Below are 17,272 nucleotides of genomic sequence, written 5' to 3' on the forward strand. Positions count from 1 at the left end.
AAATGACATTTTAGACATGTTTTTCCGGAAGCTTTAGTTCCCGGCAAACCACCTCTGTGATGTACTTTTTGATTCCACTCTTGTCCATATAGCTGCGGCTACTCAATTTCCCGGTTATTTCAATTTCCTGGCCTTTGGGTACTTGTTTCTCTATCATTTCAGCCACCTTGCCCCAGGCGACAACTGCATGCCAGTGAGTGTCGGTTACTTTTTCACCCAAATGATTCTGGTAGGTCTCACGGGTTGCTAGAGAAAATCTCGCCAGTTTTTTACCGGTGTTAAGAGTGATGATCTCAGGAGCCTTACCTACATTTCCGCAAAGCTGTACGTTGTTCTTTAGTGTGTTCATGATCTTATGAATTATTGTTGATAATGGCTCACTTCCCGAGCAATAGCAGTTCATTGCAAACAACTTCGGTTACATATCTCTTTATTCCGTCCTTGTCCTCATAGCTGCGGCTGGTTAGTTTTCCTTCTACACCAACCTCTTTGCCTTTAGGGACATAATTTTCGATCAATTCTGCAGTCTTACCCCAGGCAATCACGTTGTGCCACTGAGTATCGGTGATCTTTTCTCCTTTCGCGTTCTTGTATGATTCATTAGTGGCGATGGAAAATTTAGCGAGTTTCTTTCCTGATTCAAGAGTTAAGATCTCTGGTGCGTTTCCTACGTGTCCAATCAACTGTACTTTGTTTCTTAGTGTATTCATGACTTAAAAATTTAGTGTTAGTTGAAAATCATTCGTTCATTTCAACGAGACAAACATACTACCACAGAAAAACGATAATCGGTTGATACTGATTTGTTTTCGTTTACATCTGTTTGTAAACGTTTGTACACGGTTAATGAGATAATCTTCCATTAATTCTGTACTTTTACAGGAAGCAGGGAAGATGGCTCCCACAGCAGTTTTGACGGGTGTTGACGGAAAAAGTCATCCAAAAATTTGATCTCAAAGTTTCACACCATGACTGCAAAAGAAAATTTCGGCACCGGTCTTCCGTTTCTATTTTTTCTGGTGTTTTTGTTTCTGACTTCCTGTAAAAAGGAAAATGGAGAGTTGTTATTAGTGGAAAAAGACCCCGAAGCGGGTTTCAATTTTCCATATTATCTCTTTATTCCGAAGAACATTTCCGAATCTCCACAAAAATATGTGATCGTAGAACCGAATAATTCCGGATTTGCCAGTGATGATTTTGAGGAACACCTGGAAAAGGCAGAAAGAACTGCTTCCAAAGATTTTTACATTGGGAACTATGTTTCAGTAAAACTGGGGTATCCGTTGATCGTACCGGTTTTCCCCAGATCAAAAACCACAGGGAACATTTATACCCACAGCCTTGACCGGGATGTGGTGCTTCAAAGAGGTACAGACCTGGAACGCATAGATCTGCAGCTGCTTGAAATGGTAGCAGACGCCCAACAAAGACTAAAGGAAAACGGAATAGAAACAGCACCGGAGATCCTGATGACAGGATTTTCGGCCTCAGGAACCTTTGTGAACCGGTTCAGTTTACTACATCCCGATAAAGTGAAAGCAGTAGCCGCCGGTGGTCTCAACGGAATTTTGATGCTGCCATTTTCCGAAGAAGAACAAGTGGAGCTGAACTTCCCTGCTGGGACAAATGATTTTGAGCAGCTGTTTGGTAAACCCTTTGATTCTGTATCATTCCGAAGAACTCCTCAATTCCTGTTCATGGGAGCTCTCGATGAGAATGATGCGCTGCCATACGACGATGCTTATGATGCGCAAGAGCGGGAAGCCATTACTGCTGTACTGGGAGAGGAGATGCTTCCTTTGCGCTGGAATAATAGCAGGAAATTTTACGCCAGCGAAGGGGTGAAAGCACAGGTAAAGACTTTTGAGGAAATAGGACACGAGCACCCTGAGCAGGTGAAAAAGGAGGTGACAGATTTCTTCAAAATAGCGATCAAAGATTAGAAACAGCGAAACAAGAAGGTTCGCAGATAAAAGTTTACTTTCACACCAACCTCTTAACAAAAAAAGAATGAGATCGGCCACTGCCAAAGAGATAAAAGATGAGCTGAAGCACCTGGAACGAGAAGATATGATACAGCTGTTGCAGCGGCTGGTGCGGTTCAAAAAAGAGAATAAAGAATTGCTCACCTATTTGCTGTTTTCAGCAACCGATGAGGAAGCGTATGTGGAAAGTGTAAAAGCTGAAGTGGACCGGGATTTTGCAGAGATCAACACGAACAGCTACTATTTCATAAAGAAGAGCATGCGCAAGATCCTCAAAAATGTCAAAAAATACAGCCGTTATTCCGGCAAGAAAGAGACCGAGAGTGAGCTTCTTATTTACTTTCTTCAGAAAATGGACAGCTTTAAACCTTCTATCCACCGAAATAAAACCCTTCAGAATTTGTACGACCGGCAGTTGGCTTTTGTAAGAAAGAACCTGGAAAAAGTGCATGAAGACCTGCAGTATGACCTGGAACTGGAGTTGGATAAATTGAGCAGGTCCTGAAAAAGGGGTTTTTGAGAAAGAAATTTTATTAACTTAAGCTTATGGAAAAAGCCTGCCTGGAATGCGGGGAAAAGATCGTGGGAAGAACAGACAAAAAGTTCTGCAGCGATTACTGCCGCAATTCTTACAATAACAATCTGAACAAGGACCGGAAAAATATGGTTCGCAATGTAAATAACCTGCTGCGCAAGAATTACCGTATCCTCGAAGAACTGAATCCGGTAGACAAAACAAAGGCCAGCAAAAGTAAGCTGCTGGCCAAAGGTTTTAATTTTGAATATTTCACCAGTATTTACACCACAAAAACCGGGAATACCTATTATTTTGTTTATGATCAGGGCTACCTGCCGCTGGATGGCGACTTCTATGCCCTGGTTAAACGCAACTAAATATGCCAGCTTTGACCCTTAAGGTTCAAAGCGGCTTTCAAAACATCTCGCTGACTTATTTGTCCTACCAGTTTCCCATTATCAACAATAGGGAATCTCCTAAACTTATGTTCAATGAATTTCTTGGCAGCGTCCAGCACGTTCATATGAGATTCAATGGTCTCCACGTTGCAGGTCATCCGTTTTTCTACCGTGTAGTTATCCATTGGCATATTGTAGTAACGGCTGTCTGAAATGTGCTTCATACAATCTCCCTCAGAGATCACTCCCAGGAGTTTGTTGTTATCATCTACCACGCACCCACCGGAGATCTGGTGTTTAATAAGGATCTCCATCACCTCGAAAACCGTTTGTTCTTTACTGAAAGTGATGAGGTCTGTCGACATATAATCTGATACTGAAATGGGAAGATCAGCTACCTTTTCGGGCTCGGCGCGGCTTCCCTGAAAACTTTTTATACCCATAACCTAAGTATTTGACTGTGAGCTTTTAAAATAAGGTTTTTGTTTAATTTTTCCGAATTTGTTGAGAATAATTGGCAATAATTTAGGATTTTGTGCGGGTAAGGCGCTGAATTTGAACCTCTTTTAAATATATTTGAAATATGACGAAAAAGATACAGTCCCTCATTTCGTTCCTGATCCTGCTTGCAGCGGTCTTTTGGAGCTTCTACGGAACGAAACCTCATGTAAACTTAACAGATGATATTCCGGCAGACCGGTTCTCTACCACCAGGGCCTTTTCGCATGTGGAAGCACTGGCAAAAGAGCCGCATTATGTGGGTAGTTCTGCTCATAGTAAAGCACGAAATTATATCGTTTCTGAACTGGAAAAAATGGGGCTGCTTGTGCAAACCCAGGAAGCCTATTCCCTTAATAAACGCGGAGTCATTACCCGCCCTCAGAATATCATTTCCCGCATTGAAGGTTCGGGTGATGGCAAAGCGCTGCTGCTGCTCACGCACTATGACAGTGCTGTACATTCTTCGTACGGCGCCAGCGATGCTGCCAGCGGAGTGGGAACGATCCTGGAAGGAGTGAGGGCCTACCTGGCTTCCGGCGCAGAGCCTGTCAATGATATTATAATTGTATTCACCGATGGGGAAGAACTCGGGCTCAGCGGTGCCGATATTTTTGTAGAAGAGCATCCATGGGCAAAGGATGTAGGCCTGGCACTAAACTTTGAAGCCCGTGGCAGCGGCGGAAATTCTTTTATGCTGCTGGAAACCAATGGCGGGAACAAAGCGCTGCTGGAACAGTTCTTTGCTGCAGATGTGCAGTATCCGGTCTCAAATTCCCTTGCATACAGCGTGTATAAAATGTTGCCAAACGATACAGACCTTACAGTGCTTCGGGAGCAGGGGAATATCAATGGCCTCAACTTCGCTTTTATAGATGATCATTTTGATTATCACACTGCCAATGACATACCCGAAAATCTTGACATCAACACCCTGGCACACCAGGGGAGTTATTTGATGCCGTTGCTCACTTATTTTAGCAGCGCACCTCTTGAAGGTCTCAATTCGGAAGAAGAATTGGTGTTTTTTAATCTGCCGTTCCTAAAGATGGTGCATTATCCCTATTCGTGGATCTTCCCGATGCTCATTGGCGCCATAATCCTCTTCGTGATCCTTCTTTTCTACGGAGCTTTTCAACGGAATATTCCTTTTAAAAAGGTGCTGAAGGGATTTGTTCCCATGTTGATCGCACTCGTTCTAAGCGGACTACTCGCCTTCGGATTCTGGAAAATGCTGCTATTCCTGTATCCGCAGTACCTAGAGATGGAACACGGGTTCACTTATAACGGGTACTATTACATCGCGGCGGTCATATTCCTGTCGCTGGCAATTTGTTTCTATACCTACAACAGGTTCAGGAAGCCTCAAAACGGACAGCATCTATATATTGCACCGCTGTTCCTCTGGCTTTTACTTTGCGTCATTGTGTCTTTTTATCTGAAGGGAGCCGCCTATTTTATTATTCCGGCCTATTTGGGATTACTACAGTTCTTTTTCCTTCTGAAACAACCAAAATACGGCCCTATTATCCAGAGCTTTTTGAGTCTTCCGGCTATCTTTATTCTGCTTCCATTCATAGCGAGCTTCCCGGTTGCCCTGGGGCTGAAGATCCTGTTCGTGTCGGCAATCCTTACGGTGCTTCTTTGGCTGTTGTTGTGGCCGGTATTCTCTTACTACAGCAAGCTGCAATTGTTGGGCTTTTTGAGCTTTGTCACTTTTATTGTGCTTTTTGTACTCGCCCATTTCAAAGCAGATTTTAATGAAGATCGCCAAAAACCTAATAGCCTGGTATACCTTATAGATGAGGACAGCGGCAAGGCCACTTGGAATACCTACGATAAAATACTCGATGCGTATACGGCGCCTTTCTTTTCTGACTCTTCGGAAGTAGTAGCGCCAGATGCCGGCTTCAGCAGTAAGTATGGCACCGGTTTCGAAAAGACTGCAGCCGCGCCGGAGATCATGTTGCCTTCACCGTATATAGCAGTGGATACAATTGCATCTGAAGATCCCGGAATAGCGACTTACCGTGTAAAGATCGCTCCTAACAGGAATATCAATCGTATTGAACTTTTTGCAGACAAGACTCTTGACTTCAGGAATTTCAAGGTAAACGGCAAGGAGGCACCAGATCTGCAGCCGGGAGAGAGTGACCTACATGTGTTCAAAAGGAGGTGGAGTGATCGTTTATTGACCTATTATGCAGTGAACCGCGATACCCTGCGATTAGAAATGAGTCTGGAGAAAGGGCTGCACCCGGAGATCGTCCTTTATGAAGCCGCACACGACCTGCCGGAGAATGAACAACTAAAGGTGCCGGAAAGGAATAAGGAGATGATCCCAAGGCCATTTGTGCTGAATGATGCCGTTGTTTTAAAACGTACTTTTGTACTTAAGTAATGTTAGCTGTTAGCTTTTAGCCGTTGGCCCTTAGCTAAAGCCAAAAAAAAGATCTTGACCAATAAACAAATCTCCATACTGGGAACCGGCTGGCTCGGTTTACCGCTTGCAAAAGAGCTTTTAAACAAAGGTTATACGGTAAAAGGTTCCACCACTACTGCGGAAAGGAGCGAGCACCTGCGTACAGAAGGCATTGAACCTTATTTGATCCAGGTAGAGCCGGAAGGGATCACTGGGAATATTGCCGACTTTCTTTCAGGAACAGAGGTGTTGGTTGTCGATATTCCCCCGGGGCTGCGGAAGGATCCAAAAAAGCAATTTTCAGAAGCTATTCAAAAACTGGCTGTGGAAGTAGAAAAGTCAGGTGTCAAAAAGGTGCTTTTCGTGAGTTCTATTTCAGTGTATGAAGAAACTGAAAGCTTTCCAATCTATACTGAAGATACAGAGCCCAACGCTACTTCTGCTGCCGGAAGGGAGCTGGCTGCTTCCGAAGAAATACTGCTCAAAAATGCCATCTTTGACACCACTGTGCTGAGATTTGGCGGACTCATAGGCGCGGGAAGGCATCCTGTGAAATACCTGGCCGGCAGAAGCGGTTTATCCAATCCTCTGGGTCCCGTTAACCTTATTCATCAACGGGATTGCATCGGTATTATTGAAAAGATACTTGAAAAGGACATTTTTGGAGAGGTATTCAATGCCGTCTACCCTGTGAATCCGCCGAGGGAGAAATACTATCAGCAAAAAGCTTCCGAAGCGGGCCTTGAAATTCCCCTTTTTGAGCATTCAGAAAATTCCGAAGGTAAGATCATTTCAGCCTCAAAAGTGATGCGGGAGTTGGAGTACGGGTTCAAAGTGCCAATATAATGTCGTACAAGTTTAAAACCGGTAAATTTTCACTCAATTAATTGTTTTCTGAAACAAGGAATTTCATAGATTCTAACATTTCGTCAAGACTAAATTCTCCAAAAGTGGTGATGAATTCACCTGTATTGGAAATTAGGACGAAACTCGAGCAGGAGTAGTGGTGTTTAAAGAAAAGTTCTTGAAAAATATAGTCCGGATCTTGATACCACTCTCTGAAACCATCCATTTTCTCATATAGACCTTCTTTATCATTATAGATGTAAAAGAAACTCGATTCGGCTATTTTATTCACTTTTCTTTCCATCTTTTTATATCTATAACTCATGTCCCTTCTGGAAACCCTTGCACTTGAATTGCAGCCATCCTTCCCAGGATAATAAATTACTACTATATTTTTAGTGGTATCCACCTTTTTTCCTGTCAGGCGTTCTAATTGAGTTGTTATAAAATTTTTATTCTCAATATCTCCATAAGTAGAACGGGGATGAAGAATCCGGTGGTTAAGAGAATCAACTTTTCTTGATGACCAGCCCTGGCTAATCTTTTTATTATAAAATTCTTCTGCCGAGATTCTTTGATAGTTTTCATCAAAATACATCAGGGAATCTGACTGTTTCTTGATCATTTCCCGATTTTGTGCAGTCATTTTGGGTACCAAAACTAAAAGTAGAAGGAAAAGAACAAAAGATTTGAAATTCATTTTTGGTGGTTTTAATTACTGTTGCCTTATAGGCTAAGAGAAAACTTCAAGCTCAGTAAATTTAGATCTTTTTATGTAAGCTTATTTACGGATAACCGTAATGAGCTTCTTGGAGACAAAGAAATCTCCTTCTGAACAACTCCCGGCTGAAGACAAAATTTCGGAAAGTTTTCAGGTTTTTCTTTTTCCTTCTCAAAAAATTTCTTGAAGACTATGACTGTACAGTGGATTAGTTTTTTTAATAACTATGTTTTTCAGTCATCTATTTCATTTTCAATAGTGGCAATAATGTCTTTTATCTTTTCCTTCACCCCTTCAGATTGTTCATTCGTATAAGCCGTATAACTGATCATTTGCAACAGGTAATCCTGAAAATCGGGGTTTTTCAATAAAGGTGTAAAATCGGCCTGCGGCACCAGGGTCATCATGTTCTCGTACTGAGTCAGGCTACCCATGGTCAGTTTGGCCCTTAATTCTTCATCGTCCAGCAGTACCATCATCATACGGCCTATCTGGTAATTCTCGATCAGGAAGGGGATGAGGCGTTCTTCAGTTAGGATAAAGATGGCGGTTTCCTCTTCTTCCAGTTCGCTCAGTGAGCTGGAGAAGGCTGAGACTTTGTTGCGAAGGTCCAGGTTTTCCAGCAAATACAGTTTTCCGGAATTTATCAGTTCATTACTCACGCTGAGTTCGGGATCGAAGGTAGGTCTTATGGAGATCCGGAAAAGATGCGCATCTAAGCTATCCCCCGATACTGTCGCCGGGTCTTCCTTTATATATTGCAGCAGACTGAAACAGGAACTCAGCACCTCATTCCTGATCTCGATCTTGTCCTCAATCTGGGACAGGTTACTGCGATATTCCTTTGAGAGCTGTGACAGGATCTGCTGTTCCTGCTTGCGGTTCTCCTGCTCCCGGTTCCAGCTGTTGATCTGTAAAGCAATTAAAATCCCAATCACCACCAGGATGATCTCACCTACGGCGTATAAAATATATTTGCTGAACTTGTTATTGCTCAGCAAACCCTGTCTTATCCTTCTGAAGAATGGGATCATTCTTAACTGGTTGATTCCTTTAAATATATGATAATTACCTGAAAAGCGAGATGTGATAAACAGAGCTGAGGAATCTACATTTTAGAGGAATACTAAAATGTTGTCCTAATCGGTTAAGAAAGGAAAAGTAAATCTCAAAATTTTAAGGGTAAACTAAGGTTCCAGTCTCTTTCCGCTGGCTTCTCCTCCGGGATATTTCAGTAGTAGTTGCATTCCCCCTGCCTGCTCTTCAAATGTGAAGTAACAGTCCCATTCTTCAGCATAAAATTGATTCTGGCTGGTGGGTGAAACGGGATAACCACCCCCGCCTTCAAAGCGAAGGTGTAAATTCCCGTCTTTGACCAGGAACTGCCAGGTTTGTCCTCCCATATCGTATTTGCCCTCGAACCTTTGCAAAGCCCGGGCAGGTAGAGCCATGGTCTTTACTTGGGGGAGGGGCTTACCAATGGCTACGGCTAACAATCTTTTGGTCGTGCTGGTAGTGGGATTACACATGCAGTTTGAAAGTACAACCGCTAGAGTTTTATTCTTAGGGCTATACCATACACTGGATAAGAAACCGTTGATGCCGCCTTCATGAGACACTACTTTTTCTCCCTGCAGACTATCAATGAACCAGCCGTAGCCATATTTGCTACTACTTGAATCCTTAAATCGATAAGGAGTTAGAGCCTTTTCCAGAGTGCCTTCAGGGATCAGCTGGTATTGAAAAAGCGCTTTGTACCATTTGTTAATATCGGAGGTTGTTGACAGCAGGTTCCCGGCAGAAAAAGGAATCGACATGTCAAGGTAAGCGGCATTAACAATACTGCTATTTGCCTTCTCATATCCTGAGACCCGGTTAGATATGAGCTCTCTATTGTCGCCTGCCATACTATTCTCCATGCCTGCGGGTTCAAAAAGGTTCTTTTTAATGTACTTATTGTATTCCATCCCCGAAACTTTTTGCACTATCAGCCCCAGCAGGTGATAACCTGAATTGGAATAACGGAATTCTGTGCCGGGTTCAAATTCCAGGGGATAATCTTTGAAGTAATTGATCAGCAACTCAGGATCGATTCCTTTAAGCATAAGGTCTGTTGAGAAAACTTCCAGTTCGGTGACTTCTTTTAATCCGGATGTGTGGGTGAGCAGGTGCTCAATAGTGATCGTATGCTTTTTCACCGGGAAATTGGGCAGGAACTTTTGAATGCTGTCGTTGAGATGGAGTTTCCCCCGTTCCATTAACTGCAGGATGGCTACAGCGGTAAATTGTTTTGTGACAGAGCCTATTCTGAATTTACTCTCCGCATGAGCCGGAACATTATTTTCCAGGTTGGCCATGCCCTTTGTTATGCTGTAGGTAGGTTTAAAATCTTTAGAGACCAGGACGCTTACAGCCGGACCATTATTGAATTTTGTTTCAATTAGGGAATCGAAGCCCGATTGGGAATTTCCGAACAGAGGAAATAAAAGAAAAACAAAAAAAAGGGATCTTTTCATGGATTTTTTACGATTTAAGGGCCACCTTAAGGCAAAAGTAGAGAATCTTTCAGGAAAAAGGCTGTTTTGTTTTTCCGGAATTAAATTCTGTTCCAGAGTTTGATCATTCCGAAGCTTCCAAGGGAAAAGTGATCGCATCGTCAAAGCTCATGCGCGATTTGAATTATGACTTCGTGGAAAAGATCTAAAAAGATTGGCCTCTTTTGAAATTTTCTCATTCAAGTTCTTTCATCTCCTTTTCAGTAATGGCGATCATTGTATCCAGGCTTTTTATTTTTGCCCTGTAAAGATCATTCAATGGATCAGAGCTAACAATGAGGTTCATAATACGGTTGCGATGTGAAACATCTGTGACAAAAAATCTCCTCTTCGGGTCATCAGGAATGGCGTTTGTTTTACCAGACAAAAGTTTTTCAATATCTATTTCTTCTTCCATTTTGGCTTTGTTTTTTTGAAATGCTTCTTTCAGCAAATTTTCCCTTTCCCTTATCATTTTAAATCCTGCGTCCCAGGAGGCGATCATTCTGCGCAGACTATCGTTACGGATGACTTTTAAATCCCCGGAGCCTCTAATGTCATTGATCGTACCTTCATTCGTCATAGCAATAGTGTAGCTAAAGGTTGTCGCTATCAGACTATCGAATACAGCAGGCGCCGGCATGGGAACTGTATCTGTTGAAAAGGACAGGAGCTGAAGACTTGCAGAAATTACGCGATCTGTCTTTTCCGCTACTCTTTTCAATTCATCCTGTGATTCTCGGAGGTCACTCTTCAGTGAATTGAGGTACATTTTCTCTTTTTTTCTCTCTTTCCTGAATTCATTCCAGTTGTTGATCTGCAGCGCAATGAGAATGCCTATCACCACCAGGATGATTTCGCCAGTGGCGTACATTAAATATCTCGTGAATCGGTTTTCACGAAGCAGGCTCCGGCGGATATTTCTAAAGATTTTGATCATTCCAGGTTTTTAAGATATTCCCTTAACTGCTCCTTCAGGGTATCCTGTATTACTAATAGATCCTGTACATCTCTTAATGTTGCGTGTTTCCAGGCTGCCAAAGAATAGTATTTTACCATATTATCCTCGCTACAGGTTTTAAGGAGAAAATCCTCAGATATAGAATCCTGTTCACTCAGATCAAGCATCGTTTTGGCAGCAAATTCTCCAAGACTATAGGTGTTATGTTGTTCAATATCTACCAAAATCTCTTTATGCTTCATGTTGTATGAAGTGATAGAACGATTGACCTCATTTGATTTGGGATTAAAAGCATGCAATTGCTGGCTTAGCAAGAATTGGGAATGCCCTGAAAATCCGCCAAAAAAGTTTGCCAATAAAGTATCTCTGGAGATGTTTCTTAACGTATCGGCAGACCGGTCACCACAATACTCAAGGATCCAGGTTACCTTTTTTAAGCCATCAGTCAAGGCTTTTTCCCTACTGACATTGGTTGAATGGTCGATAGCTAAATCTTCTAAAAGCAGCGTTACCACTTCGCGCTCATAGTGATTGGTTTCTTGCTTTTTATAGTAATTGTTAATTTTTACAGCAATTAAGATCCCAATAACCACAAGGATGATCTCACCTATAGCATAAAGAATGTATTTGCTGAACTTGTTACTCGCCAGCAATTCTTGCCTTATCCTTCTGAAGAATGGGATCATTTAAAATTGGTTGATTCCTTTAAATATATGATAATTAATTATTTGGAGACTCTTATTTTAAGGTTTCAGAATTTTTTCAGCTACAGGAAAAATAGATTCCACCCTGAAAAATTTTATCAATTTTATTCTGCTAAGCTGAAATTTAAGACCAATAACCAAAAAGTGCGGATGAAAAAATCGATGAAGCTGGCATGTCCAGGATTTTCTTTATAAATATGAAGATAAACCTTACAGAAAGTAGCGGTTTATTTACGCTGTCACCACGATAAAACATATGTTATTACCTGAAATTCATTAACTTAGATAGTTTAGCTGTTGTATTAACTAAATATTTAGGACTATGTTTTATATCAAAAAATTGCCTATTTACATTTCTATGGTAGCAATGCTTTTTGTTGCTGCCTGTAAAGATTCTGAAAAGGAAGTAGAAACAGAAGTTGAAACAGATTATGCGGGAAATGAATTACCCGTTAACACTGATTCCGAAGAGGCCTTGGAAGCCTTTCAGGAAGGCCTGGAATACTTCGACAATGGAAGTGACAGGAAAGCTCGGGCCAAGTTTGAAGAGGCATTGCAATATGACCCCGATTTCGTATCGGCTCAAATGTATAGAACTTACGCGGCCAATTCTGCCAAAGACTGGGCAACAAACCGCGAAAAGTTCATGGCCATGCGTGAAAAGGCCAATGATGCCGAGGTCATGATGATGGATGCGACCGAAGCCGGATTAAAAAGTGACACCGACAGAGAATTGCAGATCAGCAAAAAGATGGTGGAGAAATATCCGAAATCTGCACGGGCCCAGGATAATCTTGCCATTTATTACAATGGAAATGACCAGGAGGAAAAGGCAAGAGAACACTGGAAAAAGGCTTTGGAATTGAACTCAGAATACGTTCCTGCCATGGCTAGTTTGGGAGCTTCCTATTTATTTGATTCCCCAAAGGATAAGGATCAGGCCAAAAAATATTTCGACATGCTCGTGAAAACTGCTCCTAACAGTCCGCGCTCTCATATCTTGATGGGTGATTATTACCGCGATCAGGACCAACTGGACCAGGCGCTGTCAAGCTATGAAAAAGCAGCCTCACTGGACCCTGAAGACGAAGTGGCTTTGGCAAAATCCGGACATGCCAATTCAATTCTGGGTAATTACGAGGAAGCCCGTCAAAATTTTAAGGACGCCCGGGAAGTAAGTGAATTCGGGACAAATTTTTCGGCTGAAGCTAATACTTATGTCTACGAAGGTAAATCAAAAGAAGCACTGGCATTTCTCGACGAGGGAACCAGATCTCTTGATAGCTTAAATGTACCTCAAGGCAATAAGACCATAGGCAAATTCCAGGCTTCTCTTACGGCTGCCCATATTGCCATGCATGATGGAGACGCTAAACGCATGGAGAAAATCGTAAATGATTTGAGACCAATATCAAAACAATTGGCCAGTGAAGCCAACAGTCCAACTGTAACGGCAAATCAAAATGCCCTGATGAATTACTGGGATACTATGGTGCTGGTAACCAAAAAAGATTATGATGCCGCCCTGGAAAAAGCGGAATCCATCAAGACAGCCGTGGACTCCTTAAACAGCCCCGATAAGTTAGAGCCTTATCACCGTGCCCTGGCCGTAATTCATTATAAGAAGGGAGATATTGAAAAGGCCGTGGAACACATTGACCAGACCGATGAAGATTATATTCACGATAAATACTGGAAAGCCAAAATTTATGAGAGGGCCGGTAATACCGAGGAGGCAATGGCCTTATATCAGGAAATTGCAGAGGAGAGATTTAATTCCATTGAATTTGCTTTGATCCGGGCTGAAGTTGATCAAAAAGTAGGTAAGAACAAAACCAGTTAAGACCTGGAATAGCTTTAGCAATGCAGGCCTTCAACTCATGTTGAAGGCTTTTTTTTCAAAATAAACTTCCTGTAAAATGCAAGAAATAGAATCAATCTCATGAACCGGTCTTCCCAAAGCAGGCGTCGGCGGATATTTCTAAAGAATTTTATCACTGATATTTTAATTTATTTATCAAGTTCGATAAACTGGTAGGTCTCTTTATTAAGGTCGAGTCTCACCTTATAGTTACCGGGTTCTACGTTTATATCAGGTCCGAAATATTCAGCCTTTCCTTCCGGAAAACTTTGTCCTCCCCAATTCTGAGTCCAGCTATTTCTGGATCTGAATTTTACCGCCCCTTCTGTTAGTTCTAATTCTATTTCCCAGATTTCGTCATTCTCACCCGTTTTTGTCATGGGTATGGAATAATTCCAGTTTGCGATAGTTGCAGTTCCTAAGATTCCAATATCCTCATATAACATTCTAACCTCGGGCATGTAGTTTTTGATCATTTTTAAAATTGATTTACCGTCGTCCAGATATGTTTGAACCAGAACATTAAACCGCCTCTTCTCATTCCTGATATTTCTAAGTACACTTTTTCCTTCAGGGCTTTTAAATAGTTTTCTTATTTGACTTAATTCTTTTTGGGAATACCTTTCTTCGAGATCTCGGAATCCCGGAAATTGATAAGGTCTTGGTAAATCGTTTCGGTCGAATAGGGAATTTAGATTTGTGCTTTTCACCATAATGTTCTGATCACGAAAAACATTCCCAATGTAAAAATTGGTTATCTGCTTCAGGATTCGTAATTGTCTTTGGTCTTTTAAATTGATTGGAAGTTGAGAAATGAAGAACTCTGATTCCCTGGTTGAAGTTACACCCGCAAACTCCATACTGGTTATTATATTTTGTAGTTCGTTGTCGGGTATGGAATCCAGTTGATTTAGCACCAGGTCAAGAACTTCTATGTGATATAGATTACCCTGGATCTGATTTTCAATTGTTGCAATATCGGTATGAACCACATTGTAAATTTGTTCTAAAACATTCCGAAATCTCTCCTCTTGCTTGCGATCTTCGTTCCAGTTATTGATCTGCAATGCGATCAAAATCCCTATAACAACAAGAATAATTTCGCCAACAGCATAAAGAAGATATTTGCTGAACTTATTTCTGCTCAGCAAACCCTGTCTTATCCTTCTGAAGAATGGGATCATGGAAAATTGGTTGATCTTTTAAATATATGATATTTAATTAATTACAGCTTCGGAAGGACTTCGGATTAATTAGTTGCTGAAAAAGGCATTTTTGGAAAGCAAAACACAAGTCGGTTTCTACCTAAAACATCAGTGGCCTTTTGTCAATTCGGTTTCGATAAGCTTTTGCAAATCCCGGTTGCGAACTAGCATGTCTTCGCAATAATAACCTGAAACTCCATACTTAGTATGACTAAGCGAACAGGCTGTTTCGGTTATTTTTTCACCTGTTCACTTTGTAACAGCCCGTTTAGTTCTTTTGCTCTCTCAAAGTTCACCTGGCCCAGTTCATCATAAGCGAACATTTGAGAGTCCCGGGAGAGGTTATCGCCAGACTCATCTATCTCCTTCCAAAGGTCCCTTTGCAGGTGCAATCTTTGGTGTAGAAAATCATCCTGACTGAGCATTAAAGAATCTTTATTGATATTTTCCAGCTCCATATTAGCCTGGAAGATAACTTCAACAAGACTGTCCGTGGTTAACTGGAAATTTCGGGCAGAGCCCAGCATATTTCTCCCGGTGTCCAGGTTGCGGTGGTAATTGGTCAGGATAGAATCCAGCACCTTGCTGTAATCAGGCTCCTGTGTAACCGGCTTTTCCCCGCAGGAGGTGAGAAGAAGTAGAATTATTACACAGGTGCAGATCTTTTTCAGGTCAGAGGTTATTTAAGGTTGGGAGATCAAGATACTCAAAAATGTCATTTTTAAGAAAACTATGCTGAGTTTCGGCGGACTCATTGGCGCCCGAAGGCATCTCAATTAAGTAAGTTAAAAGAGGGTATAACCCAAAATGAAAGAGACCGATTTATAGTCTGAATACCAGGTAAGGAAGTTCATAAATACATCCCGGTCTGTAAAAACCCTTAGCTCCATGCTGTATTTATCTTTGAACTTATGTCCCAGTCCTATGGCAAAATTGTTCAGGCTGGATAGCTCCAGGGTTCCCAAGCCGGTGCCATCTTCCCGTTCAAATTCAATGGTCGAACCAAAAGTGAAATCTGTAATGTAAGCGGCATTTAGAAAGATCTTGGAATTTTTGTTCAGGAAAAAATAGTGTCTCACCCCTATCGGGATCTCAAGGGAACTGTAATTGCTTTTGGAAATGAGTATTCCGCCGTAAACACTTCCTCTTTCACTTTCTACTGTTTTGTTAAATGATTGATAGGTGGGTTCGGTAAAAACACTCCATTTATTCTTGTGGAACGGAAGGATGGCTTCGGCTTCGATCCCAAAACCGAAGGTGATCTCCTGCCCAAAATCGGTATTGGTCCTGGAGGAGGCGGAGTTTTCAATCTTCAGCGAGCTGCTGTTAATGCGCGGCCGCAGGTTGAGGTTGAATAAAAACTTCTTTTGTGCCTGTTCATAAACAATAGTACTTCCCTGGCATTCATTATATTCCCGGAAAAATTTCACAAGCTCACCCTCCTTATAATCCACCTTTTCGATTCGGTCGAGAGTTATTTCGGGACAGGTAAGATCGTTCCATAACTGTTGACGAAAACTGTTGTTGGTGCCTACCTGCATATTGGGGGTCGAGTATTTCTTATAGACCAATTGCTCTATGGGAGAGTTGTCATTACTGTAGAAATAGCGGGTAACACCATCTCCTTCATACTTGTACAGGCTGGCCCTGCCTTCCAAAAGCACCTTTAATAAAAGCACCTCTTCCTTAAAATCAGGTTGCCTTTGAGTGCTGAGTTTATTCATTCTGTCTAAAGAACGGTCAATCTCCACTTTCGCGCGGTAGAATTTGGAGAAGTTATCCACTCCAAATTCTTCAATTGATTCTATGCCGGCTGTCTGTACCGGTGCTGCTTCGGAAGTCTTGTAATCAAAATGTTCCGGATTTTTTCTCCAGTCTTCATTTTTGATCAACACCTCGTGCCTGTTTCCTTCGTTATCAATAAAATAGCCTTTTTCAAAGCTGATTTGGGAATAGCAATTATAGCTAAGAATTGCTATTAATAAAAAGAGCAGTTGCTTATTCATGGGGGGTAAAAAGAGAATTTCTGAGCCTCTAAGAGGGCTGTTGTTGGTAAAAAAAAATAGTCTTGCGGTAGGGAAAGCAGACAGGGGGCCTAATATAGAAGAAAAATCCTACAAGAAGCTTCAAAAAAGGCATTTTTTGATCCCGATATTATTCGGATTTCATTGGTTGTGTGCGGGGCAGATGGTAATCAGTTCGATACAATACGATATCCCTTAAACCCAATAAAATGGCCCAAACAGGAACAAAGTGAAATCCGGTTTTTAGAAGCCAGTCAATGTTGGTATTTATAAGAATCGTATAACTCATTAAGAATCCCATAAGTACAGTTATGATACCGGTACAAATTTTCACTGCGGAAGGAACCGGTTTCCTAAGAAATCTCCTTATAAGGATGAAGATCATTAAACCGATATATATCCCCAGCGTTGAAAAGCCAAGTATCCTTCCGGACTCAAAACCGGAATCATTCAAAACCTTTATTACGGCGATAATTAATAAGAGGGTAAAAATGAGGCGTGAAAAGATCCAGAATTTATCGGTCTTTAAGTAAAATGTTTTCATGTTGTTATTTTTGGTTAGAGAGTACGGTTACGGTTATTGTGCGATGAACCGT

At 41.6% G+C, this 17,272-nt stretch carries 18 protein-coding genes; 6 read left to right on the forward strand and 12 right to left on the reverse strand.

The window, feature by feature from the left end; translation table 11 throughout:
- Positions 1–10: 10 nt before the first annotated feature.
- Positions 11–349: a single-stranded DNA-binding protein gene (locus ACNORC_RS03490; RefSeq protein WP_418334199.1), complete on the reverse strand. Its 339-nt coding sequence runs from the start codon at positions 347–349 to the stop codon at positions 11–13.
- Between the two features lie 28 nt (positions 350–377).
- Positions 378–710 (reverse strand): single-stranded DNA-binding protein, encoded by a 333-nt coding sequence (locus ACNORC_RS03495; RefSeq protein ID WP_418334200.1) that lies wholly within the window; start codon positions 708–710, stop codon positions 378–380.
- A gap of 258 nt (positions 711–968) precedes the next feature.
- On the opposite strand from ACNORC_RS03495, the gene ACNORC_RS03500 reads away from it, so the two are divergent.
- From ACNORC_RS03500 to ACNORC_RS03510, 3 genes are all read left to right on the forward strand, one after another.
- Positions 969–1,943 carry a hypothetical protein gene (locus tag ACNORC_RS03500; RefSeq protein WP_418334201.1) on the forward strand — a complete coding sequence of 325 codons (975 nt, stop codon included), beginning with the start codon at positions 969–971 and terminating at the stop codon, positions 1,941–1,943.
- A 67-nt stretch (positions 1,944–2,010) separates the two neighbouring features.
- Positions 2,011–2,490 carry a hypothetical protein gene (locus ACNORC_RS03505; protein ID WP_418334202.1) on the forward strand — a complete coding sequence of 160 codons (480 nt, stop codon included), beginning with the start codon at positions 2,011–2,013 and terminating at the stop codon, positions 2,488–2,490.
- Between the two features lie 41 nt (positions 2,491–2,531).
- Entirely contained in the window at positions 2,532–2,879 is a 348-nt protein-coding gene (locus ACNORC_RS03510; protein ID WP_418334203.1) for a hypothetical protein, read from the forward strand.
- Here the strand turns inward: ACNORC_RS03510 and ACNORC_RS03515 are convergent.
- Complete coding sequence (locus ACNORC_RS03515; protein WP_418334204.1) at positions 2,876–3,343, reverse strand: CBS domain-containing protein; 468 nt, start codon at positions 3,341–3,343, stop codon at positions 2,876–2,878. The genes ACNORC_RS03510 and ACNORC_RS03515 overlap by 4 nt on opposite strands.
- 140 nt (positions 3,344–3,483) lie before the next feature.
- On the opposite strand from ACNORC_RS03515, the gene ACNORC_RS03520 reads away from it, so the two are divergent.
- Positions 3,484–5,799 carry a M28 family peptidase gene (locus ACNORC_RS03520; RefSeq protein ID WP_418334206.1) on the forward strand — a complete coding sequence of 772 codons (2,316 nt, stop codon included), beginning with the start codon at positions 3,484–3,486 and terminating at the stop codon, positions 5,797–5,799.
- A gap of 54 nt (positions 5,800–5,853) precedes the next feature.
- Positions 5,854–6,666, forward strand: coding sequence for an NAD(P)H-binding protein (locus ACNORC_RS03525; RefSeq protein ID WP_418334207.1), 813 nt, complete (start codon positions 5,854–5,856; stop codon positions 6,664–6,666).
- Positions 6,667–6,703: 37 nt separating this feature from the next.
- Here ACNORC_RS03525 and ACNORC_RS03530 read toward each other — a convergent pair whose 3' ends face one another.
- The 5 genes from ACNORC_RS03530 to ACNORC_RS03550 form a co-directional block, all read right to left on the reverse strand.
- Positions 6,704–7,291 carry a hypothetical protein gene (locus tag ACNORC_RS03530; protein ID WP_418334208.1) on the reverse strand — a complete coding sequence of 196 codons (588 nt, stop codon included), beginning with the start codon at positions 7,289–7,291 and terminating at the stop codon, positions 6,704–6,706.
- A gap of 329 nt (positions 7,292–7,620) precedes the next feature.
- On the reverse strand, positions 7,621–8,421 hold the full coding sequence (locus ACNORC_RS03535; protein ID WP_418334209.1) for a DUF6090 family protein: 801 nt from the start codon (positions 8,419–8,421) through the stop codon (positions 7,621–7,623).
- A 153-nt stretch (positions 8,422–8,574) separates the two neighbouring features.
- Positions 8,575–9,903, reverse strand: coding sequence for a serine hydrolase domain-containing protein (locus ACNORC_RS03540; protein ID WP_418334210.1), 1,329 nt, complete (start codon positions 9,901–9,903; stop codon positions 8,575–8,577).
- 214 nt (positions 9,904–10,117) lie between these two features.
- Entirely contained in the window at positions 10,118–10,861 is a 744-nt protein-coding gene (locus tag ACNORC_RS03545) for a DUF6090 family protein (RefSeq protein WP_418334211.1), read from the reverse strand.
- Positions 10,858–11,568, reverse strand: coding sequence for a DUF6090 family protein (locus tag ACNORC_RS03550; RefSeq protein WP_418334212.1), 711 nt, complete (start codon positions 11,566–11,568; stop codon positions 10,858–10,860). The genes ACNORC_RS03545 and ACNORC_RS03550 overlap by 4 nt, the downstream gene beginning before the upstream one ends.
- A gap of 340 nt (positions 11,569–11,908) precedes the next feature.
- Here ACNORC_RS03550 and ACNORC_RS03555 point away from each other — a divergent pair, with 340 nt between their 5' ends.
- Positions 11,909–13,429 (forward strand): tetratricopeptide repeat protein, encoded by a 1,521-nt coding sequence (locus tag ACNORC_RS03555; RefSeq protein ID WP_418334213.1) that lies wholly within the window; start codon positions 11,909–11,911, stop codon positions 13,427–13,429.
- Positions 13,430–13,596: 167 nt separating this feature from the next.
- Here ACNORC_RS03555 and ACNORC_RS03560 read toward each other — a convergent pair whose 3' ends face one another.
- The 4 genes from ACNORC_RS03560 to ACNORC_RS03575 form a co-directional block, all read right to left on the reverse strand.
- Positions 13,597–14,631, reverse strand: coding sequence for a DUF6090 family protein (locus ACNORC_RS03560; protein ID WP_418334214.1), 1,035 nt, complete (start codon positions 14,629–14,631; stop codon positions 13,597–13,599).
- A gap of 254 nt (positions 14,632–14,885) precedes the next feature.
- Complete coding sequence (locus ACNORC_RS03565) at positions 14,886–15,233, reverse strand: hypothetical protein (protein ID WP_418334215.1); 348 nt, start codon at positions 15,231–15,233, stop codon at positions 14,886–14,888.
- A 204-nt stretch (positions 15,234–15,437) separates the two neighbouring features.
- A complete protein-coding gene (locus tag ACNORC_RS03570) occupies positions 15,438–16,658 on the reverse strand; it encodes a porin family protein (RefSeq protein ID WP_418334216.1) in 1,221 nt (406 codons plus the stop codon).
- 148 nt (positions 16,659–16,806) lie between these two features.
- The gene (locus ACNORC_RS03575; RefSeq protein ID WP_418334217.1) at positions 16,807–17,220 is read right to left on the reverse strand and encodes a hypothetical protein; all 414 of its coding nucleotides are present in this window, start codon (positions 17,218–17,220) and stop codon (positions 16,807–16,809) included.
- Between the last annotated feature and the right edge of the window lie 52 nt (positions 17,221–17,272).

This window comes from Salinimicrobium soli, from assembly GCF_048323655.1.
Taxonomy (GTDB): domain Bacteria; phylum Bacteroidota; class Bacteroidia; order Flavobacteriales; family Flavobacteriaceae; genus Salinimicrobium; species Salinimicrobium soli.